This is a genomic window from Amycolatopsis sp. VS8301801F10 (genome assembly GCF_046195355.1).
Classification (GTDB): domain Bacteria; phylum Actinomycetota; class Actinomycetes; order Mycobacteriales; family Pseudonocardiaceae; genus Amycolatopsis.
Genome location: NZ_CP176065.1, coordinates 7,647,482 through 7,668,675 on the forward strand (window position 1 = coordinate 7,647,482; position 21,194 = coordinate 7,668,675).

Here is a 21,194-nt window from a genome sequence, read left to right on the forward strand (position 1 = left end):
CCCAGCAGTCAGGACTTGATCGCCTGAAGCACCCCGTGCGGCGTCCAGGACGACGTGCCGACCCGGGTGATCTCGGCAAAACCGGTTTCCCGCAACCATTCCTCGTACCGGTGCCACGGATACAGCGTGCTGCCGGCGAACGGCAACGTGGAGAAGTACACGCTGTCCAGCGCCGCGTACAACGGCCCCTGCCCGTCGTCGTCGGCGAAGGCGTTGAAGATCAGCACGCGTCCGCCGGGCTCGACCGCGTGCCATGCCTTGCCGAGCAGTTCGCGGTTCTGCTCCGGCGTCCAGATCACGAGCTGATGGGCGAACAGGACGCAGTCGTGGCCGCCCGGGTACTCGCCGGTGAAGATGTCGGCGGCGTGCAGCTCGATGCGGTCCCGCAGTCCGGCGGCGCGCACCCGCTCCGCCGCGACCTCCAGCGCGGCCGGGCGGTCGAGCACCGTGACCCGCAGGTGCGGATGCGCCTGGGCCAACGCGATCGCGTTGACCGCGTCGCCGCCGCCCACGTCGAGCACCCGGCGCACCTCGGCGAACCGCGGCCCGTTCACCAGCACCGGATTGGACAGCTTCGACCAGGCGTTCATCCCGCGGTAGAACAGTTCCTCCAGGCCTTCCGAATTCGACAGCCTGCTGTAGAGGTCCTCGGTGTCCCCCGGGAAATGCCGGATGCCCGCGTTCCGGCCGGTGCGCAGGGATTCCGCGTAGTCGGACGCGGGCAGATAGCTGATCCGGGCCTGGAACTCCACGATGTCGCGCAGCGTCTGCCAGCTGCCGTCCCGGAACGCCGCGTCGATGATCTCCGCGTTCCGGTAACGGCCGTCCTCGGCGGTGGTGAGCCCCAGCGCGGTGGTGCCGAGCAGCAGCACGTCGGCCGAGCGGGCGGGCAGGTCGAGCGCGGCGGCCAGCTCCGGCTTCGAGCTGTCCGGACGCTCGGCCAGCCGGGCGAAAAGCCCGAGCTGGAAACCGGCGTTCAGCTGCTGGAACGCGGCGTGCCCGAACAGGATCGGGACCAGCCCCGGCATGGTCAGCGGGGCGGTGCGGCTCTTGAGCGTTGGGGTCACAGCGACGTCCTCACTGACCAGAGTTCGGGAAAGAACCGATGTTCGTTGATCTCGCGCAGCCACGGCGCCCCGGTGGTGCCGCCCGTTCCCGGCTTGCTGCCCAGCATCCGCTCCACCACCAGCAGGTGGCTGGCGCGCCAGTGGGAGAACCGGAACGCCACCTCGGTCAGCCGCTCGGCGATCCGGTGCGCGGCCGGCCACCGCGCCGGCTGCTCGTACACCGCCCGCCACGCGAGTTCCACCGCGGCGTCCGGCCGGTACTGCGCGGACACGTCCCGCTCCAGCACCGCCGCGGGGATGTCGAGGCCCTCGCGGGCCAGCAGCCCCAGCGCCTCGTCGTAGACGGTGCGAGCGGCCAGTTCCCGGCGCAGCTGCGGGTAGAGCGCCAGCTGGTCCTCGGCCGCGGCGACCATGCGCGGATCCTTGTTGCCCAGGCAGAACTCCAAGGTGCGGTACATGAAGGACTGGGTGCCCGACGCCTCGCCGAGGATGTGCCGGAACACGAGGAACTCGTCCGGGGACATCGAGGTCAGCAGGTCCCAGGTCTGCACGAGCACCCGCAGCGACTGGGCGGCCCGGTCGAGCGCGAGGCACGCCTGGTCGACCCGGCCGGTGCGCAGCTGCTCGCGCGCCTGGTCGAGTTCCACGTACCCGACCCGGAACAGCAGCTCCTTGACGTGGCTCACCAGAAGGAAAACCACTTCCCTCGGCGAGTCCGTCCTCGGCTCGACCAGCTCGTGCAACCGGTCCATGTGCGCGTAGCTGACGTATTCCGGCGGACGCAGCGGGCAGACCGCCTCCCGTTCCGCGGTCATCGGGCCGCCCTGGCGAAGACCTCGCGCAGCTGCGGCTCCGCCACGTCGAAGACCCGGGCCGAGCACGAGCGCAGCGCGTCCAGGTACCGCCGCCGCAGTCCGGTTTCGTCCAGGTGCACCGATTTCCCGCCCTTGATCAGCGTCCGGCCGGCGACCAGCACGGTGTCGACGTCCAGCGACCCGCCCAGATGCAGGAAGGCCTCGAGCGGACGCGGCTCCAGCAGGTACCGCCAGTCGTCCGCCCGCACCATCAGCAGATCGGCCTGCTTGCCCGGGGCGATGCTGCCGATCTCGTCCTGCCAGCGCAGGGCTTCGGCGGGCAGCCGGGTGGCCATGGCCAGTGCCCGGCTGGCGCGCAGCACGGTGGGGTCGGCGTACAGCTCGTTGTGCTGCTGCCACGCCGCGCGCATGTTCTCCGCCATGCCGCCGATGGGTTTGCCCGCGCCGTCGGTGGACAGCGACACCGGAAGCCCGGCCTTGGCGAACTCCGGGATCAGCCGGGTTTCGGACATCGTGGATTCGCCCACCGGCCCGTACTTGGCGGGCGAATGGCTGACGTGCACGCCCGCCTCGATCAGCAGCCGCCGCTCGGCTTCGTCGGCGAAACTGGTGTGCGCGCCGAGCAACCGGTCGTTGAGCAGCCCGAGATCGGCGAACCGGTGCACCGAGCCCCGGCCGAAGAACTCCCGCACGGTCGGGCTTTCCGTGCGCAGCGCGCACAAGTGGGCCCCGGTGGTCAGCCCGTACCGGTCGGCCAGCTCCGCGAGACCCGTTCCCGCTTCGTCGGACATGTTGGTCACCACGACGACCGACGCGCGCGCCCGCAGCATCCCGGTGTCGTCGGCGGCGCAGATCTTCGCCACCCGGTCCAGTTCGTCCACGACGGCGGCGGCCGGGCGCGACCGCCGCGGGCGGGCCGCCCCCGCTTCGCACACGACATCGCTGACCCAGGTGCTGACGACGCCGCGGATGCCGACCGCGCGGAACGCGGCGACCAGGGCGTCCGGCTGGTTGAGCGAACCGAGATCGGCGAGCGCGGTGGTCCCCGAACGCAGCTGGGTCCACACCGAGTAGGTGGCGATGTCGACCGCTTCCCGCTCGGTGAGCCGCGGCACCAGGTCGGCGAACTTGTCGAACAGCGGCGAGACCGCCAGCAAGTTGCCGCCCGAGGACATCCATCCCGGCACGTCCTCGTCGTCGCGCACCGGGCGCAGCGCGTCCATGGGGCTGATCCGGGACGAGAAGAACTCGTGCCAGTGCGCGTTGACGAAACCGGGCAGCACCATCATGTTCGTCGCGTCGACCGTGCGCACCGGCCGGTCCAGCGCCGCGGCCGCGGCGGCGACCTCGGCGTCCGTCCCGACCGCCGCGATCCTCCCGTCCTCGACCAGCACCGCGCCGCCGGGGACGACCCGCTCGGTCTCGTCCGCGGTGTAGACGATCCCGGCCCTGATCAGCTGCGCCTCGCCCGCCGTCATGAAACCGCCTCCAGATGCTTCCGCCAGGCCGCCAGGGTCGGCTGTTCCACCAGCGTGTCGAACGAGACCTGCAGCCCCCGCTTCCGCCACCGGTTGATCAGCCCCATCAATTCCATCGACGTCATGCCGAGGTCGGCGAGATTGCGATGCTCCTCGATGTCCTCCGGGCGCAGGGAAAGCACTCCCGCGACCTCGTCCCTGAGCTCCTCGTGCCCGCTCATCCGGCCTCCTCCCGCAGTTTCGCCGCGATGTCCGCGCGCAGCCTGGCCTTGTCCAGCTTTCCCAGTCCGGTGAGCGGAAGCTCGTCGACGAGCTCCACGCGGTCCGGGATCTTGAAGTCCGCGATCCCCTTGGCCCGCCAGGAGGACCGCAGCTGCAGCCCGGTCGGCGCCTTTCCGTCGGCGATGACGAAGGCGCAGGTCTTCTCGCCGAGCACCTCGTCGGGCATCGCCACCACGGCCGCCTGCCGGATTCCCTCCTCCGCCTGCAGATAGCCCTCGACCTCGGTCGCCGACACCTTGTCGCCGCCCCGGTTGATCACGTCCTTGATCCGGCCCGCGACCACCATGTCGCCCCGCTCGGTCTGCCAGATCAGGTCTCCGGAGCGGTAGAACCCGTCCTCGGTGAAGGCGACCGCGTTGTGCTCGGGCGCGTTGTAGTAGCCGCGGATCGTGTACGGGCCGCGCGCCCACAATTCGCCGCATTCGCCGCGCGGCACGTCCTGGCCGGTCTCCGGGTCGACCACGCGCAGCTCGTCGAATTCGCTCAGCGGCTGCCCCTGGGTGTGCAGCACGGTGTACTCCGGGTCTCCCCGGCGCACGTAGCTCATCAGCCCCTCGGACATGCCGAACACCTGCTGCAGCCGGCAGCCCAGCATCGGGGTGATCTTGCGGGCCAGGCTCTCGTGCAGCTTGGCGCTCCCGATCTGCACCACTTCCAGGCTGCTCAGGTCGGCTTCGCTCCATTCCCGCGCTTCGACCCACGCGTGCGCGATCGTGGGCACCAGGGAGCTCATCGTCACGCGTTCCCGTTCGATCAGCGGGAAGCAGCCGTCCGGGCTCGGGCTCAGCGCGAGCACCGCCCGGCCGCCGTGGTGCAGGGTGCCGAGCACCCCGGGGCAGCCGAGGCAGTAGTTGAACTCCATCGGAAGCACCGCGAGGTACACCGTGTCCCGGTCCAGCTCGCACAGCTTCGCGGCCGAGCGCAGCTGGTAGAAGTAGTCCGCGTGGGTGCGCGGGATCAGCTTGGGCAGCCCCGTCGTTCCGCCGGAAAGCAGGAAGAACGCGACGTCCTGCGCGTCGATCTCCGGCAGCCCTTCCGGTTTTTCGCCCACGGTGGACAGCGAAACGAACTCGGCGTACTCCCCCACGTCGCCGGCCACGAACACGGTCCGCACGCTCCGCCGGGGAATCGCGACCCGGGCCGCCAGCAGCCGGTAGTCGTAGCCGAGCCGCACGTCGGGGATCACGTACGCGACCGCGCCGGAGGTTTCGATCAGGTGGATCACTTCGACGTCGCGATGCGCGGGCAGCGAGAACACCGGGGTGACGCCCAGCCGGAACATCGCGAAGCAGACGATCAGGAACGCGCTTTCGTTGGTCATCTGGACCACTGCCCGGTCCCCGCGGACGAGGCCGTATCCGGCGAGGCCGCCCGCCATCCGGTCGATCTTCTCGTCCAGCTCGGCGTAGCTCAGCCGCTCCTGGCCGGACACCACGGCGGTGGCCGTGCCGTATTCGCGGGCCCATTGCCGGGGCAGCTCGCCCAGGGGGACGTCGAGCCACAGCCCGGCCTCGCGGTAGCGCCGGGCGAACTCCTCCGGCCACGGCGTGCATCCGGCGAGCATCACTGGTCGCTCCCGTCGCGCGTGATCTCGACCAGCACCGCGCCCGCCTCCATGCCCGGAGTCTCGGACAGCAGCAGCACGATCTCCCCCGCCCGCACCGCGCCGGTGCGCCACAGGTGCTCGAGCCCGGCGATGATGTCGACCGGCCCGACGTGCCCGATCCGCCTGCCGAACTCGTAGGTGCCGCGCTCCAGTTCCACGTCGATGGGGTCGAGGAAGAAGTTGCGCATCGCGGGCTTGCCGAAGTGCGGCTGCACGACCCTGGCGATGTCGCCCATCTTCAGCTCCGCGTCGGCCAGCGCCTGCCCGACCGCTTCCCTGATGTTCTCGGTCGCGTCGCCGGTCGGCGGTTTCACGCCCTGCGCCCATTGCCGGTTCCAGTAGGCGAACCGGCGTTCCAGGTCCACCGGCTCGCCGACGGTGATCGGCGGCGGGAACATCTGCTCGCCGCCCCGGTGCAGTTCTTCCATCATCGGCTTGGAATGGGCCCCGTTGGACAGCAGCCGGGCGAATCCGGACTCGGTGGACAGCACCAGCGCGCCGCCGCCGTCGCCGAGCGGGGCCAGGTTCATGCACCGCCAGCGGTCGATCACCGGCGTGCCGAAGTTGTCTCCCGCCGTGATGAGCGCCGCGGTTTTCTCCGTGCCCGCCTTGAGGAAGCTGCGCACGAAGCTCAGCGCCGTCACCGACGCGTTGCACCCCTGGATCAACGAGAGCGCCGGGATCGGAAGCCCGACCGTGTTGTTCAAGATGTAGTGCTGGGCCGACCAGGTCTCCGGTCCCTGGAAATGGGCGTGGCTGTGCACCAGGACGGCGAAGTCCTCCGCGCGGATGTTCGCCATCCGCAGCGCGGCGCGGCCCGCCGCGATGGCGAGGTCGGGGGCCGGCGTGTCCCCCGCGACCGACACGGACAGCATCCCCGTCGCCTCGCGCACCTCCTCGTCGTAGCGTCCCTCGGCCACGGCCTGCTCGGCGCTGTACCGATCCGGCAAGTGGGTCCCGATGCCCGCGATGTACACGTCCCCCATCCGCATTACCCAACCTCCATCTTGTGTTCTTGCCTGGACTGCGCCGCGTCGAACAATTCCCGGAAATGCGGATCGACCCGCTTGCCGTCGTCGTACAAATGGCCGAACCGGTCCCGGTACTCCCGGAACCATTTTCCGACGTGGTTCAGGAACAGAATGTCGTGGAACGCCATGTCCCGGACCGCCACCGCGGCGAACGGAGCCTGGTTGACCAGGAACCGCTCGTTGTGCGCGGCCGGCGCGGGGCATTCCGGATGGAACTGCCCGAGCATCAGCCCGTGCGCGATCGCGTCGCCCTTGCGCTCGGCGTGCGCCTGGTCGACGAGTTCGTAGTCCCGGGGAGGCAGCCCGGAAATCACCACCACCAGCGTGCGCAGGGTCGGCTTGAGCTCGCCGAAGTCCTCCTGCCGGTACCGGCACATCGCGGTGTCGAAGATCTGCAGCATGTCCCCGAGGTCGCCGCCCGCGAGCCAGTGGTACCGGTACGCGCGCAGCCCGGACGCGAGCCGGGCGGGCCGGACGAACGGGCAGATCGCGCCTTTCCGGCCCAGTTCCGGATGCGGTCTTTCGATGTACCCGGTCAGCCATTCGTCGAACGTGGCGGCCAGCTCGCCTTCCAATTCGTCCAGCTTTAACAGCACTTTGTCCCCCGGACTGTGGTCGATGATCAGATACCGAGCGCCCGCGCGACGTAGTCGAGGTGCGCGCCGGCGTCGCCGAAGGCGAGCGAACAGGCGAACTGGTGGCGGGTGTACAGGTGCAGGTCGTGCTCGCCGGTGAAGCCGATCGCCCCGTGCACCTGATGGCCCAGCGCGCACACCCGGCGGTACGCCTCGCTCACCGCCGCCTTGGCGACGGCCACCTCCATCTCGGCGGTCAGTCCTTCGGACAGCCGCCACGCGGCCTCGTACGCGGTCAGCCGCGCACCGAGCACGTCGACCGCCATGTCCGCGCAATGGTGTTGCACCGCTTGGAAACTGCCGATCGGCCTGCCGAACTGTTCGCGCGTGCGGGCGTACTGGACGGTGCTGTCGAGCACCCGCTGCGCCCCGCCCGCCATCTCCGCGCAGGCGGCCGCCGCGCCGAGTGCGGAGATCAGCCGCACCACGGCGCGCCCGCCGTCGATCAGGCGGGAGGCCGGAACCACGACGTCGCGGAACTCCACCCGATACTGCGGTTCGCTGCCCACCACGTCAAGCTCGGCGCTGTGCACGCCGGGGACCGCGGTGTCCGCGACGAACACGGCCAGCTCGCCGTCCAGTCCGGCCACCACGAGCAGCTGCTCGGCAGCCTCGGCGTACGGCACGAACCACGCGGTGCCGGACAGCCGGTAGCCGCCGGGGACGGGCGTGGCCCGCACCTCCGAGTCATCCGAGTCCCACTGCCCGCGCGGTGCGGCGCGGGCATAGCTGAGCACCCGGCCCCGCACGATCCCGCCGACGAATTCCTCGCGCTGCGCGGGCGTTCCGTACCGGGCGATGGGAAACGCCGCGCACACCACGCTCGGCAGATACGGGCTGGGAATCTGGTGCGCGCCCAGCTGTTCGAGCAGCAGGCACGCGGTCAGGAATCCGGCGCCCTCGCCGCCGTCGCTCGCCGGCAGCGGCAGCCCGGTCCACCCGAGGTCGACCAGTTCCTTCCACAAGGTCCTGCTGTAGCCCGCCGCTTCGGTGCGCACCGCCCGCGCTCCGGCCTCGGCCGCCCGCGCCGAAAGAAACTCGGCCGCGGCGTCGCGGATCAGCCGCTGGTCCGCGGTGAGGGTCAGATCCATTGCTCGCCTTTCCTCGTCGCCTGCCCGGGACCGCTCGCCGTCATCGCGGCAAACCCAGGCCGCGGCAGGCGATGATCTGCCGCTGGATCTCCGCCGCGCCCCCGATGAAGGTGGCGGCCACCGAGTCGAACCGCAGATGGGTGAACAGCGCTCCCAACGGCGCTTCGCCGCGCTGCCACAGATTCGCGAACGGGCCGAACGCGCCGGCGCCCGTGCGCGCCAGCCGCTGGTTCAGCTCGGCGCCGAACAACAGGCTGGCCGACGCCTCGTATCCGGGCATCTCGCCCACTTCCTGCTTGCTGACGGTGTAGCGCGCCAGGTTGTGCAGCACGCGGATTTCCAGGTACCGCTGGGCGATCTCGCGGCGCAGCACCGCGGCGTCGTCCCGCACGAACGACGCCGCTTGCCCGCTCCGGAGGTACTCGACAAGCTGGGCGAGCACTCGTTCGTACTTGATCGTCGCCCCGATGCCGGCGCGCTCGAACCCCAGCGCCGTCATCGCCGCCTTCCAGCCCTCGTTCTCGGCACCGACCAGGTTCTCCGCGGGCACCCGGACGTCGGTGAAGAACATTTCGTTGAACGGCTCGGCGCCGCGGAGGTCGCGGATCGGCCGGATCGCCACGCCCGGCGACCTGGCGTCCACCAGCAGCATGGTGAGCCCGCGGTGTTTCGGCGCGTCCGGGTCGGTGCGAGCGAGCACGAACAGCCAGTCCGCGTACTGCGCCAGCGAGGTCCACACCTTCTGCCCGTTGAGGATGTACTCGCCGCCCCGGCGGACCGCCCTCGTCCGCACCGACGCGAGGTCGGATCCCGCGTCCGGTTCGGAAAATCCCTGCGCCCAGGTGACTTCGCCGCGCGCGATGCCCGGCAGGTGGGCGGCGCGCTGTTCCTCGGTGCCGCAGGCGAGCAAGGTCGGCGCGAACAGGAAGGCCGCGATGCCGTTCACCGTCGGCACTCCGGCGCGCATCATCTCCTCCTGCAGGATCAGCTCCTGCATCGGAGAGCACCCGGCCCCGCCGTACTTCTCCGGCAGCCGGGGCGCCACCCAGCCCCGGCCGGCGAGCGCCGCCGCCCACGCCCGCGCGTGTTCGCGGCGGACCGGGTCGGGACTGACCCGGTCCGCCGACCACTCGTAGCCGAGGGCGTCCTCCGGCTCCAGGCTGTTCTCGCCCGCCGGATCCGGTTCGTACCCGGCCGGGAAGGACTCGCGGATGAAGGCGCGCACCTCGTCGCGGAACGCCGCGTCCTGCTCGCTGTCGGCCCAGTGCACCCCTCAGGCCCCTTCCCCGGCGCTCGCCTCGGCCTGCGCCGGCTTGTCCCGGTCCCACGTTCCCGGCGTGACCCCGTGCTCGCCTTGCGCCCGCAGCAGGTACTTGGCGACCTTGTCGTTTCCGGTCCGGGGCAGGGAATCGACGAACTCCACGTACCGCGGGACCATGAACCGGGGCAGCTTCTCGGTGCAGAACTCGATCAGCTCCTGCGGCGTCAGCGTCGAACCGGGACGCAGCACGACAGCCAGCTTCACGTCGTCCTCGCCCAGTTCGGACGGCACCGCGATCGCCGCGGTCTCGAGCACCGCGGGGTGCAGGTTCACCTCGCATTCCAGATCGAACGCCGAGATGTTCTCGCCGCGCCGGCGGATCGCGTCGCGCATCCGGTCGATGAAGTAGAAGTAGCCGTCGGCGTCCTGCCACACGCGGTCGCCGGTGTGCAGCCACATGTTCCGGAAACACCGCGCGGTCGCCTCCGGGACGCCGTAGTAGCCGCCGGTCACGATCGACGGCAGCTTCGGCCGGATCACCAGCTCGCCGGCCACCCCGGGGCCGACCACGAAATCGTGCTCGTCCACGACCGCGGCTTCGAACTTGTCGGCCACCACCCGGCCGCACGAACCGGTGCGCCATTGCCCGTACGGGCTGGCGATCGGCAGGCCGACCTCGGCGGCGCTGTAGGTCTCGACCGACCGCACGCCGAACCGGTCCCGCAGGGTGTCGTCCAGCGCGGACTTGCCGGTGTAGAACATCTCCAGCGGATGGTCCTTGTCCCGGGGGCTGGGCGGCGCGTTGAGCAGGATCGGGATCATGGTGAACACGCTCATCGCGACCTTCGCGTTGAAAAACCGCACGTCGTCCCAGAACCGCGAGGCGCTGAACCGCTCGACGATCCCCACCGAGCCGCCGCACAGCAGCGCGGAGAACGCCCCGTCCCACAACGCCGACCCGTGGTACAGCGGCAGCGGGCTGTAGCTCGTCTTTCCCCAGCGGTCCAGGTAGTTCAGCGAATCCAGCGAACACATCAGCGCGTGCGCGTGCGACACCATCACGCCCTTGGACGGGCCGGTGGTGCCGGAGGTGTACTGGATCGCCTGCAGGTCGGAGAAGCCGACCTCGACCAGCGGCCGCGCGTTTCCGTTGCCCAGCAGGCTCTTCAGCGTCACCGCCGGTTTGCCCAGCGGCAGGCGGGCCGCCGCGGCGGCGTCCGCGCCGCAGACGATGATCCGCTCCAGCCGCGGAAGACGCGCGGCCAACGGCGGTATCCGGTCCACGTAGCGGGAATCGACGATCAGCGTCGTGCTGTCCGAACTGTGCAGCACGTGCCGCAGCAGTTCGCTGTGGTATTCGGTGTTGACCGGCACCGAGGGCGCCCCGAGTTTGGCCAGCGCGAAAATCGAGTACAGGATCTCCGGCTGGTTGGGGATCATCACCGCGACGTGGTCGCCGGGGCCGATGCCGGCCGAGATCAGCCCCTGCGCCACCCGGTTGACCATCTCGTCGACCTCGCCGTAGGTCAGGTCTCCCTCCCGAAACCGCAGGAACGCCTCGTTCCGGTATTCGCGGGCCTGCCTGCTCAGCACGTCGCCGAGGACGAGGTTCAGCAATGGTTCCGTATCCACGAAGTTTTCTCTCCCTTGTCAGGGCCGCCGAAACAGCCCCTGGAAACCAACGACGTTTTCTCCGCGCCTCGCGAAACGTGAGCCGGGCGCGGACCCGACTGAACGAGAACGATTTCCTGGAACGCGGGTTCGCCTGTCCGGAGCGCCTGAGCCTGTCGGCCCCGGGCAAAACCGCTTCCGCGCCGAAGACCGGTATTCCCCCAACATTGTGCGAGTCGGAAATTCACGTTCGCACTGGTTCTCACGAGAGATTAGTGCCGTCGCATGCCGTCGTCAACGCGCCGTCCGCCCGGCGGACCGGGCCGCGCGCGTCAGCGCACCGGAGTGAAATCCCGCGCCGCGACATGCGCCGGACGCGGGGCGGCGGCCGCGAAAGGATCCTCCAGCGCGTTCTCGACGCTGTTGAACACCACGAAGATGTTGGAGCGCCGGAACGGCGTGATGTTGTTGGCCGAGCCGTGCATCACGTTCGAGTCGAACAGCAGCGCCGACCCCGGAGCACCGGTGAACTGGACGATCCCCCGGCCGCGCGCCAATTCGGCGACGTGCTCCTCCGAAGGAACACCGATCCGCTGCTCCCGCAGCGATTCCCGGTAATGCTCGTCCGGGGTCTTCCCCCGGCACGGCACGAAGAAGCGATGCGAACCGGGGATCACCATCAGGCTGCCGTTGTACGGGAGGTTGTCGGTCAGCGCGATCGAAAGGCTCACCGCCCTCGGCAGCGGCATCCCGTCCTCGGCGTGCCAGGTCTCGAAGTCGGAATGCCAATAGAATCCGGCCCCGTCGAAACCGGGCATGTAATTCACGCGGCTCTGGTGGACGTAGACCTCCGAACCCAGCACCCGCCGCGCCAGGCCGGCCAGCCGCTCGTCCCGCACCAGGTCCGCGACGGCCGGGCTGATCCGGTGCACCTCGAAGACCGACCGGACCCGGTCCGCCTTCTTCTCGATGACCACCCGCTCGTCGTCCCGCAGGTCGCGGTCGCTTTCCAGCCGGTCCATCCCGGCCGCCAGCTCCGCCGTTTCCGCCGGGCTCAGCAAGGCGTCGAGGACCGCGTAGCCGTCCGCGTCCAGCCGGCCCAGCACGGGCGAATCCTTCTTTCCCCACACCGCGGGGTCGGTTCGCCGGATCAGCGGCGCGGGCTCGTCGGTCCGGGTCCGGTACCGGTCGATGCGTCTTTCGGCCAAAGTCGTCACGACATTCTCCTGACCAGTTTTTTCTCGCGACAAAATGAACATGCGCCGTTTCTTCGCGCATTGTTTACCGAGCACCAATGCGGTGAACACACTGCACCCGATCATCCGGGCGCTTGTCCTAACGGGACGGTTGCGCGTCAGGAAGCCCGGTCACCCTCGGCGATCCGGGCGCTCCGCGGGCAGGCGGCGCCTTTCACCCGGTGACGTTGAGGTCGCGGTCGATCAATTCCGCCAGCTGCTGCCAATCCTTGGAACGCTGCCGGGCGATCTCGGCGATGTTCCTGGTGCAGTGGCTCGGAAGCCTGCTGACCACGGCGTCCCAGTCGATGTGGTCGCCGAGCGGGCTCTCCAGCCAGTGCAGCAGTTTCCGGCCGAAATCGGTGAACCGCAACGACGGGTCCCGGCGCAATCGGTCGAGCATTTCGGCGGCGCCGACGGTCCTCTGGTGCGGCACCCGCAGCTTCCCGTCCGGCTCGCCTGCCGGGGACTCGCCGGACGCGCCCCCGCGAGACGCCGCCGGGTCTTCCCCCGCCCGCAGCCTCTTCCGCACGTCCTTGGCCGTGGTGGTGGAGATGCCCGCCGCCTGGGCCACCTTGCGCGCCGACGCGCTGGGGTCGGCGACGAACAGCTCGGCCGCGCGCCGGCGCCCCTGCGGCACCTTGGACCGGTACACCGCCCCGTTGCGGGCTATCCGCCCGGTCGACTGGCCAGATTTGCCAGTCGACCGGCCGCGCACGGCGGCGACGGTGGTGTGCGAGATCCCGGCGATGGCCGCGATCGACCGGTCCGACCAGTTCGGATACCACGTCAGAATGCGTTCCGCCGCGGCCTTCCGCTCGGCGAGCGACAGCGGCAGCCCGTGCGCCGAGTTGAGTTTCACCGACAGCACGAAAGCCTCTTCGAAAGTGCCGTTGAAGAACACCGCCGCGATTGTGGCGTCCCCGCGCGACTTCGCCGCGTGCAGCCGGTGCCAGCCGTCGACGACCCGCATCGTCTCCCGATGCACTACAATCGGCGGGAGCGGCGACTCCGATTCGCGCAGTTTTCTCAGGTGCTCGGCATCCAGGGCCGCACTGCGCGGCGACGAATCCGCGGGCAGCACGTCCGATATCCGGCATTGCACTACTGTGGAACAGGACGGCAGCTCCCGAATCGCCGCCGATGCGAAACGCACTTCCTCCATTGATGATTCACCATTGATGACGTCGCCCACCGTGCCCCCACGTACCCAGTAACGATTGAACTCGGCCCGAACGTGTTCAGCAGCGACTTGCCCCCAGGTTGGCACATACAACCCCCGACGAGCGGTGCCGCATCGTGTCGATCACGAGTCTACCAGCTCGATCATCTCGGGTCCGCTTCGTCGAGAGCGCCCGCCGCGGTCCAGATAACGCGACCGCATAGGCATGAGCTACGGATTCCGTAGCATCCCGGATTCGGCAATCCGATTCACGCAATTAGCCACCAGCTAAGGGAAGGCTGGCGCGCAATTGCGCGCGGACGAACACTCGGCTGTCCAGCGGGAACCGGCGAAGAATACGCCATTTGTGTGATCGCAGATCAGGTGCACAACCCCTGTCATTTCACTAGGGGCAACCTCGCCGGGACGCGACGGCGGCTTGCTTGCCGAACCGCAAGACAGGTTCCTGCGCCCGATGCCCGCCCTCGGCGCCGCCCTTGGCCGCAGCGCGCGGAAATCGGCGCGGCCGATGGTCTGCTGTTCCGCCCCGGACGGAAGTCGTGCTACCAAGGACAATCGAGCGGGCCTGCCGCTTCCGGTTCTCGCCAGCAGGCCGACGGACGGCAATCCACATTTCTTCCTCGGGGAAAGGTCTTTCATGTGCGGAATTACTGGGTGGGTGGATTTTCAGCGCGATCTCACGCGGCAGGAGAAAACCGCTGAGCGCATGGTCGCCACGATGGCGTGCCGCGGCCCGGACGCGGCGGGCCTGTGGCTCCGCCCGAGGGTCGCGCTGGGCCATCGCCGGCTCGCCGTCATCGACCTTCCCGGCGGGCAGCAGCCGATGTCCAGCCCGGAAACGACGAGCGACGGCGACCCGCTGGCGGTGCTCAGCTACAGCGGCGAGGTCTACAACTTCGCCGAACTCCGCGACGAACTCGCCGCACACGGGCATCGGTTCCGCACGCGCAGCGACACCGAGGTAGTGCTGCGGGCCTACCTGCAGTGGGGGCACGGCTTCGTGGAGCGCCTCAACGGCATGTTCGCTTTCGCGATCTGGGACAACCGCGCCCAGGAACTCCTGCTGGTCCGGGACCGGCTCGGTGTGAAGCCGCTGTTCTACTACCCGACGCCGGACGGGGTGCTGTTCGGTTCGGAGCCCAAGGCCATTCTCGCCAATCCGCTCAGCTCCGCGGAAATCACCGTGGACGGCCTGCGCGACGCGATCTCTTTTCTGCGGGTTCCGGGCCAGACGCCGCTGCGCGGCATGCACGAGGTCAAACCGGGACATCTCGTGCGCGTGCGCGGGAACGGGCTCGCCGAGCAGCGCTACTGGTCGCTGACCGGCAACCCGCACACGGACGATCTGCGCACGACGATCTCCACCGTCCGCGAACTTCTCGACGACATCATGAGCCGCCAGATGATCTCCGACGTGCCGCTGTGCACGCTGCTGTCCGGCGGCCTGGACTCGAGCGTCATCACCGCGCTGGCGCAACGCACCGCGAACGCGCGCGGCGAGGGCAAGGTCCGCGCGTTCTCCGTCGACTTCGTCGGCTACACCAGCAATTTCGAACCCGAGCCGCTGCGCGAGGCCCCGGACAGCCCGTACGCCGCCGAACTGGCCGCACACGCCGGGACCGACCACACGACCATTCTGCTCAACAACGCCGACCTGGTGGATCCCGCGGTGCGCGAGGAGGTGCTGCGCGCTTGGGATCTGCCGTACGGGCTCGGCGACCACGACCCTTCGCTGTACCTCCTGTTCAAGGCGATCCGCGAACATTCCACGGTCGCGCTGTCCGGCGAATCAGCCGACGAGGTGTTCGGCGGATACCTGTGGAGTCATCTGCCGCGCGCGGTGGAAGCCGACACCTTCTCGTGGCACGCGCTCGCCAGCGAGTCGCCCGCGAGTCTGTCCACCCGGTTCTTCCGCCCCGACCTCGTCAAGGAGCTCAGCCTGCCGGAATACGTCGCCGACCAGTACCAGACGGCCTTGGCCGAGGTGCCCCATCCGCCGGACCAGTCCGAGTTCGAACGCCGCATGCGGAACAACAACTATCTCAACATCACCCGCTGGATGCCCCAGCTGCTGGACCGCAAGGACCGGATGAGCATGGCCAACGGCCTGGAAGTCCGGGTGCCCTTCTGCGACCACCGGCTCGTGGAATACGTCTACGGCACGCCGTGGGCGATGAAAACGTTCGACGGCCGCGAGAAGAGCCTCCTGCGGGCGGCGGCGACCGACCTGCTTCCCGAGTCGATCCTGCAGCGCCGCAAGGCACCGTATCCGTCCACTCAGGACACTGCCTACGACGAGGCGATCAACCAGGAACTCGGCAAGATCGTGGCGAACCCGGATTCGCCCGCCCTGCCGTTGCTCGACGTCGAGGCCTGCCGGGCGCAAGCGAACCAGCCGGTGACCCAGCCGTGCTCGATGTTCGAACGGATCCTCCTCGCCGAAACCCCGATCCGGCTCAACAACTGGCTCGGCGCCTACGGCGTGTCCTACGAACAACTGAAGTAGCAGAAAGGGCGGGCGGTTCCCGGACCGCCCGCCCTGCCGTACTCGCCACTGTCTCGCCGGAGGAAACCTTGACCCCGAGCACCCGCGCCGTCGTCGACGAACTGTTCGCGCGACTGGCCAAAGCCGACCTCGACGGACTCGACAGCTTGTTCGCCGACGAAGTGGACTGGCATATCCCCGGCGCCGCCGACCTTGTTCCGTGGCTCGGACGCCGCCGCACGCCGGCCGAGGTCGCGGACTTCTACGCCTCGATGGGCCGGTACGTGATCCAGGAACTGTTCGAAGTGGACCGGGTCTTCGTCGACGGCGAGGAGGCCGTGGTCACCGGTCGCCTGCGGTCTGTCGTGCGCGCCACCGGCCGACCGGTCGAAAGCCAGTTCGCCATCCGGATCACCGTCGCCGGCGGCCGGATCACGCGTTATCTCTTCCTCGAGGACAGCTACGCGGTCGCGAACGCCGTGCGGCCTTGACCCGGAACGCGGGGAAGGCCGAGGCGGGCCGCCGGCCGCACCTCAGCCTTCCCAAGCCGTCAATGCGCGGTCGCGAACAGCTTGCTCATCTTCATCGCCACCCATTCCCCGGCGATCACGGTGTCGAAGCGGCTGTCGTCGGCCGCCGCCGCGAGCGGGCGCAGCGGTTCTACGCGGGCGTCGTGGTTGGGCTGGTAGAAGAAGGGCAACGACAGCCGGGAGGAGGTGTTGCCCTGCTCCGGGTTGACCACCCGGTGCATGGTCGACACCCAGCGCCCTCCGGTCCACAGGGAGATCAGGTCGCCGACGTTCACCACGAAGCTGCCCGGGATGGCCCGGACGTCCCGCCACTCGTCCTCGCCCTGAAGGACCTGGAGCCCGCCCAGGTTGTCCTCCTGGTACAGGACGGTCAGGCTGCCGAAATCGGTGTGCGCGCCCTTCCGCAGCTGGCCGGGCAAGGGCTTTTCGTGCTGCGGGTAGTAGTAGTTGGCGACGAGCGCGGACACGTGGCGGTCGAATTTGGAGTCGTAGAAGTTCTCGTCCAGGCCGAGCGCGAGGGCGAACAAGCGCATCAGGTCGGCGGACAGCGCTTCGAGGGCGGCCATGTACTCGTGCCAGGTGTCCTTGAACCCGGCCGGGCGCTCCGGCCAGATGTTGGCCAGCTTCCAGGTCGCCTGGTAGTCGCCCAGCTTCGCGCGTTCCGTTTCGCTCAGCTCGCCGGTGGAATGCGCGGCGAACGTCTCGCACAGGTCCGGCGGGGTCTTCCGGTCGATGCTCTGCGCCACCTTCCCGCCGGACCGGCGGAAACCGGACGCGCCGGGCCGGTGGGCGATCAGCTCCTTCTCCTCGTCCGGCAGCCGGAAGAACTCGTTGGTCACCTCGCACGTCCGGGTGATGAGCTCCTGCGGGACACCGTGGTTCACGATGACGAAGAAGCCCGACGTTTCGCACGCCTTGCCGATCGCGGCGGCCAGTGCCCCGCGGCCCTCCGCGCTGTCGCGGGACGAGATGTCGATGACCGGCACGTAACCGTCGACCATGGTGACCGATTTCTGCTGCACGATGAGTCCCTTTCTGATACACCCTTGCCACAACGCGGGAAAGCGCACCACTGATCCGCCGCCGATCGCACGCGGCGCCCGTCTTCGCCTGTTCAGCACAATTCGGCCGGCCGGAAACGGCCGTCGGCAGTTTTCGCCGATTGGTCTCGACACCCCAGCACTGACGATCGCACTACCGCGCGCCCTGATTCGGAGCAGGACTTGATCGAGAGTAGGTACCGGACGCCCCGCGTGTCAACCGCACGGAGGTTCCCGCGCGCCCGGAGAGAAAAGCGGTTTCGCCAAATTACCGGCGCTCGCTCAAGCGCGGCTCAAGAGCCGCTCATCTCGTTCGCCGAGGCCGTAGGCACTGCCAGAACTCATGGCGCGACACCACACCGGCGACTATTCTTCGGCGACAACTGTTTCCCCGGGGCCGACGATAAGGAGAATCAGGAATGACGATTCAGGCCAGGATCGACGAAGGCGGAGCAACCCAAGAAAATGCCGACCCGCTTTCGCCCTACTCGCGAGAGTACGCCCTGGACGGCCGGATCCATCTCAACGGGAATTCGCTCGGCGCTCCGCGGCACAGCTTGGTTCCCGAACTCGGACGGCTGATTTCCCGGCAATGGGCTCCTCTGCAAGTGCGCGGATGGTTCCAGGAAGGCTGGCTGGATCTGCCGCGCACGGTCGGCGACAAGCTGGGCGTGCTGCTCGGCGCGAAACCGGGACAGATTGTCGTCGCGGGAGAAACGACGTCGACGACCTTGTTCAATGTCCTCGTCGCGGCCTGCCGGTTGCGCGCGGACCGGCCGGTTTTGCTGGTGGAGCAGGAGTCGTTTCCCACCGACCTGTATATCGCGGCATCCGTCGCGCGATTGCTCGACCGGCGCTTGGTCGCCGTATCCCGCGCGGAACTGGACAGCCGCTTGCGCGAACACGGCGATGAAGTGGCCGCCGCACTCACTTCGCCGGTGGACTTCCGCACCGGAGAACGCCGGGACATCGGGGCGACTACCGCGCTGTGCCACGACGCCGGAGCGATTTCGGTGTGGGATCTCAGTCACGCCGCGGGCGTGCTCCCGGTCGAACTCGACGCCAACGAAGTCGACCTCGCCATCGGCTGCGGGTACAAGTATCTCGGCGGAGGGCCGGGAGCCCCGGCTTTCACCTACGTGCCCGTGCGGCATCAGCCGGACGTGGATTTCCCGCTGGCCGGATGGCACGGCCACGCCAGGCCGTTCGCGATGACCGCCGGTTTCGAGCCCGCCGACGGAATCGACCGGGCCCGCACGGGAACCCCGCCGGTGCTCAGCCTCGCCGGGTTGAACCACGCGCTCGATCCGCTGCTCGAGGTGGGGGTCGAAGCGCTCTACCAGCGCACTCGCGAACTCGGCGATTATTTCCTCGCCTGTCTCGAGGAAAGCCGGCCGGATCTGGCGGAGCAGCTTGTCTCGCCGCGGGACGCTCTTCGGCGCGGCGGGCATCTCGCGGTGCGCGTCGCGGAGGCCGAGCGGGTCGAGCGCGAACTCGCCGAACGCGGTGTGCACGTCGATTCCCGGCCGCCGGACCTGATTCGCTTCGCCTTCGCGCCGCTTTATGTGACAAAAGACCACATTCGGCACGTTGTCGACATAGTGACCGCGGTGGCGTGAAATATTCCACACTCGGCCGTCGTCGTGAATGCGGACACGCTTTCGCACATCGCGGCGGGCGGCAATGCGGACCAGGCAAGGCGACCGGCTTCCCGGCAGGCGAATGACCTGACCGGACCGGAGCCGATCCGCGATCCGCGGAAAGCGCCCCCGAATGTTCACCGATCCGTAGTACGCGATCGCGGCTATATTCGCTGGCCCGAAGCGGTGCCGAATGGTAGCAATAGGGGCATGACAACCATGGGTGTCGTATTCCGTCCGCAAAATCCCCCAGAGCTGCTCCGGGAGGTGGTGAAGGTAGCAGATGCGGCGGGTCTCGAAGAACTTTGGCTGTGCGAAGACTGCTTCGCCGAAGGCGGCATCTCGAGTGCCGCGGCGGCGCTCGCCTGGTCCGAGCGCGTTCGCATCGGCGTCGGCGTTCTTCCGGTGCCGCTGCGCAATGTCGCGCTGACCGCCATGGAAATCGCCACCCTCGAGAGAATGTTCCCCGGACGGGCGATCTGGGGAGTCGGCCACGGCAACCAGGAGTGGATGGGCCAGGTCGGGGCCCGGGTCGTTTCGCCGCTCACCTTGCTGCGCGAATATCTCGACGCCCTGCGGGATTTGCTCGCCGGGAAACGCGTCACCACGCAAGGCCGCTATGTCCAGCTGGACAACGTCGCTCTCGACTGGCCGCCGGAAACCGCTCCGGCGGTGGTGGCCGGCGCGTTCGGTCCGCGCAGCCTGCGGCTGATCGGGGAAACCGCCGACGGCGTCGTCACCGGAACGACTTTGGCGGGTCTTCCGCAAGCGATAGAATTGGTGCGCGAAGGGCGGGCCGCGCGCGAACAAAGCGGCGGGGAATTCCCGTTCATGGTCCAGCTGGTGGCCGCGACCGGACCGGACGCGGCCGAACGAGCCGGTGCCGAAACGAAAAGGCTGGGCCATGACGTCGGCGACAGTCTCACAGCCGTGGGCGATGCCCGCGCTATCGCGGACACGATCACGCAATGGTCCGAAGCCGGCGCCGACACCGTAATCCTCGAACCCACCCCCGACGAACCCGACCCAGTCGGCTTTTTCCGCTTCCTCGCCGAGGAAGTCCGCCCGCTCGTTTCGTAACCCCATCACGGCCGGCGGCGCGTTTGCCCTCGCAGACGCTCCGCCGGCCTCACTCCGCGCCCGAACAGAACGCGTTTCAACCGGAATCCTCCGAAACCACGTTCCCCCGCCGGACTAAGCTCGCCCCATGGAGAAAGTCGTCCTGGACGAGGTGGACCGCGGTCTGATCCATGCCCTGCATCTCGACGGCCGGGTTTCGTTCAGCCGGGTCGCGGCGGTGCTCGGGGTTTCCCAGCAGACGGTCGCGCGGCGGTACCGCAGGCTGCGCGAGGCCGGGATTCTCCGGGTGGTCGGGCTTCCCGCGCCGCGCCGTTCCGGGGAAATCGAATGGATGGTGCGGTTGTCGGTGACTCCGAACGCCGCCAAAACCGTGGCCGAGGCATTGGCGCGGCGGTCCGACACTTCCTGGGTGCAGCTTATTTCCGGCGGCACCGAAATCATGTGCACCGTCCGCACCGTTCCGGGCAACGCACAGGGTTCCCTGCTTTTGCGCGAACTGCCGCGCACTCCCCGGGTCATGTCGGTTTCCGCGCATTGCCTGCTGCACATGTACTTCGGCGGACCGTCCGGCTGGCGCGCGCTGACCACCGCGCTCACGCCCGCGCAGCAGGACGAGCTGCGCCCGCCCCCGGTCGAGACCGGCGGCGACGTCGCGCTCACCGACGCCGACGCCCCGCTGCTGGCCGAGCTGACGCGGGACGGCCGGATGAGCTACGGCGAGCTGGCGGCGGCCACCGGATGGTCCGAGACCACCGTCAAACGCCGGTTGCAGGCCTTGCGTCAGCACGGCGTGGTGTTCTTCGACATCGAAATCGACGAATTCGCGATGGGGTACAGCGCGGAAACATGGCTCTGGCTGTCGGTGAAACCCTCGCGGCTGGTCGAGGTCGCGACGACTCTGGCGGGCCACGCCGAGGTAGCCGTGGTCGCGGCCACCACCGGGCCGACCAACCTGGTGGTGCACGCGCTGTGCCGCGACCTCGACGCCCTGCACGAATACCTCACCGAACGCGTGTGTTCCCTCGACGCGATCCGCCACATGGAGACCGCTCCCGTGCTCCAGACGCTCAAGAGCGCGGGAGCGGCCCGTGACCTCGGCCGGACCGCCGCCCGGCCGCGATAGC

Annotated in this window: 18 protein-coding genes; 5 read left to right on the top strand and 13 right to left on the bottom strand. The window is 68.9% G+C overall.

Going from position 1 to position 21,194, the window contains the following annotated elements; all coding sequences use genetic code 11:
* Positions 1-8: 8 nt before the first annotated feature.
* From F9C11_RS34995 to F9C11_RS35050, 12 genes are all read right to left on the bottom strand, one after another.
* Positions 9-1,067 (bottom strand): methyltransferase, encoded by a 1,059-nt coding sequence (locus F9C11_RS34995; RefSeq protein ID WP_409181642.1) that lies wholly within the window; start codon positions 1,065-1,067, stop codon positions 9-11.
* Positions 1,064-1,882 carry a tryptophan 2,3-dioxygenase gene (locus F9C11_RS35000; RefSeq protein WP_409181643.1) on the bottom strand — a complete coding sequence of 273 codons (819 nt, stop codon included), beginning with the start codon at positions 1,880-1,882 and terminating at the stop codon, positions 1,064-1,066. Before F9C11_RS35000 ends, F9C11_RS34995 begins: the two co-directional genes overlap by 4 nt.
* Positions 1,879-3,360, bottom strand: coding sequence for an amidohydrolase family protein (locus F9C11_RS35005; protein WP_409181644.1), 1,482 nt, complete (start codon positions 3,358-3,360; stop codon positions 1,879-1,881). The genes F9C11_RS35000 and F9C11_RS35005 overlap by 4 nt, the downstream gene beginning before the upstream one ends.
* Positions 3,357-3,581: a phosphopantetheine-binding protein gene (locus F9C11_RS35010; RefSeq protein ID WP_344278357.1), complete on the bottom strand. Its 225-nt coding sequence runs from the start codon at positions 3,579-3,581 to the stop codon at positions 3,357-3,359. The genes F9C11_RS35005 and F9C11_RS35010 overlap by 4 nt, the downstream gene beginning before the upstream one ends.
* The gene (locus tag F9C11_RS35015; RefSeq protein WP_409187038.1) at positions 3,578-5,206 is read right to left on the bottom strand and encodes a (2,3-dihydroxybenzoyl)adenylate synthase; all 1,629 of its coding nucleotides are present in this window, start codon (positions 5,204-5,206) and stop codon (positions 3,578-3,580) included. Before F9C11_RS35015 ends, F9C11_RS35010 begins: the two co-directional genes overlap by 4 nt.
* Positions 5,206-6,240 carry a ketoacyl-ACP synthase III family protein gene (locus F9C11_RS35020; RefSeq protein ID WP_409181645.1) on the bottom strand — a complete coding sequence of 345 codons (1,035 nt, stop codon included), beginning with the start codon at positions 6,238-6,240 and terminating at the stop codon, positions 5,206-5,208. The genes F9C11_RS35015 and F9C11_RS35020 overlap by 1 nt, the downstream gene beginning before the upstream one ends.
* A complete protein-coding gene (locus F9C11_RS35025; protein ID WP_409181646.1) occupies positions 6,240-6,875 on the bottom strand; it encodes a DUF6875 domain-containing protein in 636 nt (211 codons plus the stop codon). Before F9C11_RS35025 ends, F9C11_RS35020 begins: the two co-directional genes overlap by 1 nt.
* Before the next feature lie 26 nt (positions 6,876-6,901).
* On the bottom strand, positions 6,902-8,005 hold the full coding sequence (locus tag F9C11_RS35030) for an acyl-CoA dehydrogenase family protein (RefSeq protein ID WP_409181647.1): 1,104 nt from the start codon (positions 8,003-8,005) through the stop codon (positions 6,902-6,904).
* 40 nt (positions 8,006-8,045) lie between these two features.
* Positions 8,046-9,275 carry an acyl-CoA dehydrogenase family protein gene (locus F9C11_RS35035; protein WP_409181648.1) on the bottom strand — a complete coding sequence of 410 codons (1,230 nt, stop codon included), beginning with the start codon at positions 9,273-9,275 and terminating at the stop codon, positions 8,046-8,048.
* A gap of 3 nt (positions 9,276-9,278) precedes the next feature.
* Positions 9,279-10,898 (bottom strand): AMP-binding protein, encoded by a 1,620-nt coding sequence (locus F9C11_RS35040; protein WP_409181649.1) that lies wholly within the window; start codon positions 10,896-10,898, stop codon positions 9,279-9,281.
* A 311-nt stretch (positions 10,899-11,209) separates the two neighbouring features.
* Positions 11,210-12,094, bottom strand: a complete 885-nt coding sequence (gene thpD, locus F9C11_RS35045; protein WP_409181650.1) for an ectoine hydroxylase — start codon at positions 12,092-12,094, stop codon at positions 11,210-11,212.
* A 193-nt stretch (positions 12,095-12,287) separates the two neighbouring features.
* On the bottom strand, positions 12,288-13,277 hold the full coding sequence (locus tag F9C11_RS35050; protein ID WP_409181651.1) for a ParB N-terminal domain-containing protein: 990 nt from the start codon (positions 13,275-13,277) through the stop codon (positions 12,288-12,290).
* 655 nt (positions 13,278-13,932) lie between these two features.
* Here F9C11_RS35050 and asnB point away from each other — a divergent pair.
* Both asnB and F9C11_RS35060 read left to right on the top strand, forming a co-directional pair.
* Complete coding sequence (gene asnB / locus F9C11_RS35055; RefSeq protein ID WP_409181652.1) at positions 13,933-15,801, top strand: asparagine synthase (glutamine-hydrolyzing); 1,869 nt, start codon at positions 13,933-13,935, stop codon at positions 15,799-15,801.
* A 68-nt stretch (positions 15,802-15,869) separates the two neighbouring features.
* On the top strand, positions 15,870-16,271 hold the full coding sequence (locus F9C11_RS35060; protein ID WP_409181653.1) for a nuclear transport factor 2 family protein: 402 nt from the start codon (positions 15,870-15,872) through the stop codon (positions 16,269-16,271).
* A 59-nt stretch (positions 16,272-16,330) separates the two neighbouring features.
* Here the strand turns inward: F9C11_RS35060 and F9C11_RS35065 are convergent, their stop codons facing one another.
* Positions 16,331-17,332, bottom strand: a complete 1,002-nt coding sequence (locus tag F9C11_RS35065; protein WP_409181654.1) for an isopenicillin N synthase family dioxygenase — start codon at positions 17,330-17,332, stop codon at positions 16,331-16,333.
* A 437-nt stretch (positions 17,333-17,769) separates the two neighbouring features.
* On the opposite strand from F9C11_RS35065, the gene F9C11_RS35070 reads away from it, so the two are divergent.
* The 3 genes from F9C11_RS35070 to F9C11_RS35080 all read left to right on the top strand — a co-directional run bounded on the left by F9C11_RS35070 (position 17,770) and on the right by F9C11_RS35080 (position 21,193).
* On the top strand, positions 17,770-18,969 hold the full coding sequence (locus tag F9C11_RS35070) for an aminotransferase class V-fold PLP-dependent enzyme (protein ID WP_409181655.1): 1,200 nt from the start codon (positions 17,770-17,772) through the stop codon (positions 18,967-18,969).
* A 24-nt stretch (positions 18,970-18,993) separates the two neighbouring features.
* A complete protein-coding gene (locus tag F9C11_RS35075) occupies positions 18,994-20,070 on the top strand; it encodes an LLM class flavin-dependent oxidoreductase (RefSeq protein ID WP_409181656.1) in 1,077 nt (358 codons plus the stop codon).
* Between the two features lie 127 nt (positions 20,071-20,197).
* Positions 20,198-21,193 (top strand): Lrp/AsnC family transcriptional regulator, encoded by a 996-nt coding sequence (locus F9C11_RS35080; protein ID WP_409181657.1) that lies wholly within the window; start codon positions 20,198-20,200, stop codon positions 21,191-21,193.
* Position 21,194 lies beyond the last annotated feature (1 nt).

Bases quoted from the DNA above. Each gene is read 5' to 3' on its own strand.
- F9C11_RS35020 (WP_409181645.1), bottom strand. From the start codon at position 6,240: ATGCGGATGGGGGACGTGTACATCGCGGGCATCGGGACCCACTTGCCG.
- asnB (WP_409181652.1), top strand. From the start codon at position 13,933: ATGTGCGGAATTACTGGGTGGGTGGATTTTCAGCGCGATCTCACGCGG.
- F9C11_RS35030 (WP_409181647.1), bottom strand. From the start codon at position 8,005: ATGGATCTGACCCTCACCGCGGACCAGCGGCTGATCCGCGACGCCGCG.
- F9C11_RS35050 (WP_409181651.1), bottom strand. From the start codon at position 13,277: ATGGAGGAAGTGCGTTTCGCATCGGCGGCGATTCGGGAGCTGCCGTCC.
- F9C11_RS35005 (WP_409181644.1), bottom strand. From the start codon at position 3,360: ATGACGGCGGGCGAGGCGCAGCTGATCAGGGCCGGGATCGTCTACACC.
- F9C11_RS35000 (WP_409181643.1), bottom strand. From the start codon at position 1,882: ATGACCGCGGAACGGGAGGCGGTCTGCCCGCTGCGTCCGCCGGAATAC.
- F9C11_RS35010 (WP_344278357.1), bottom strand. From the start codon at position 3,581: ATGAGCGGGCACGAGGAGCTCAGGGACGAGGTCGCGGGAGTGCTTTCC.
- F9C11_RS35070 (WP_409181655.1), top strand. From the start codon at position 17,770: ATGACGATTCAGGCCAGGATCGACGAAGGCGGAGCAACCCAAGAAAAT.
- F9C11_RS35015 (WP_409187038.1), bottom strand. From the start codon at position 5,206: ATGCTCGCCGGATGCACGCCGTGGCCGGAGGAGTTCGCCCGGCGCTAC.
- F9C11_RS35080 (WP_409181657.1), top strand. From the start codon at position 20,198: ATGGAGAAAGTCGTCCTGGACGAGGTGGACCGCGGTCTGATCCATGCC.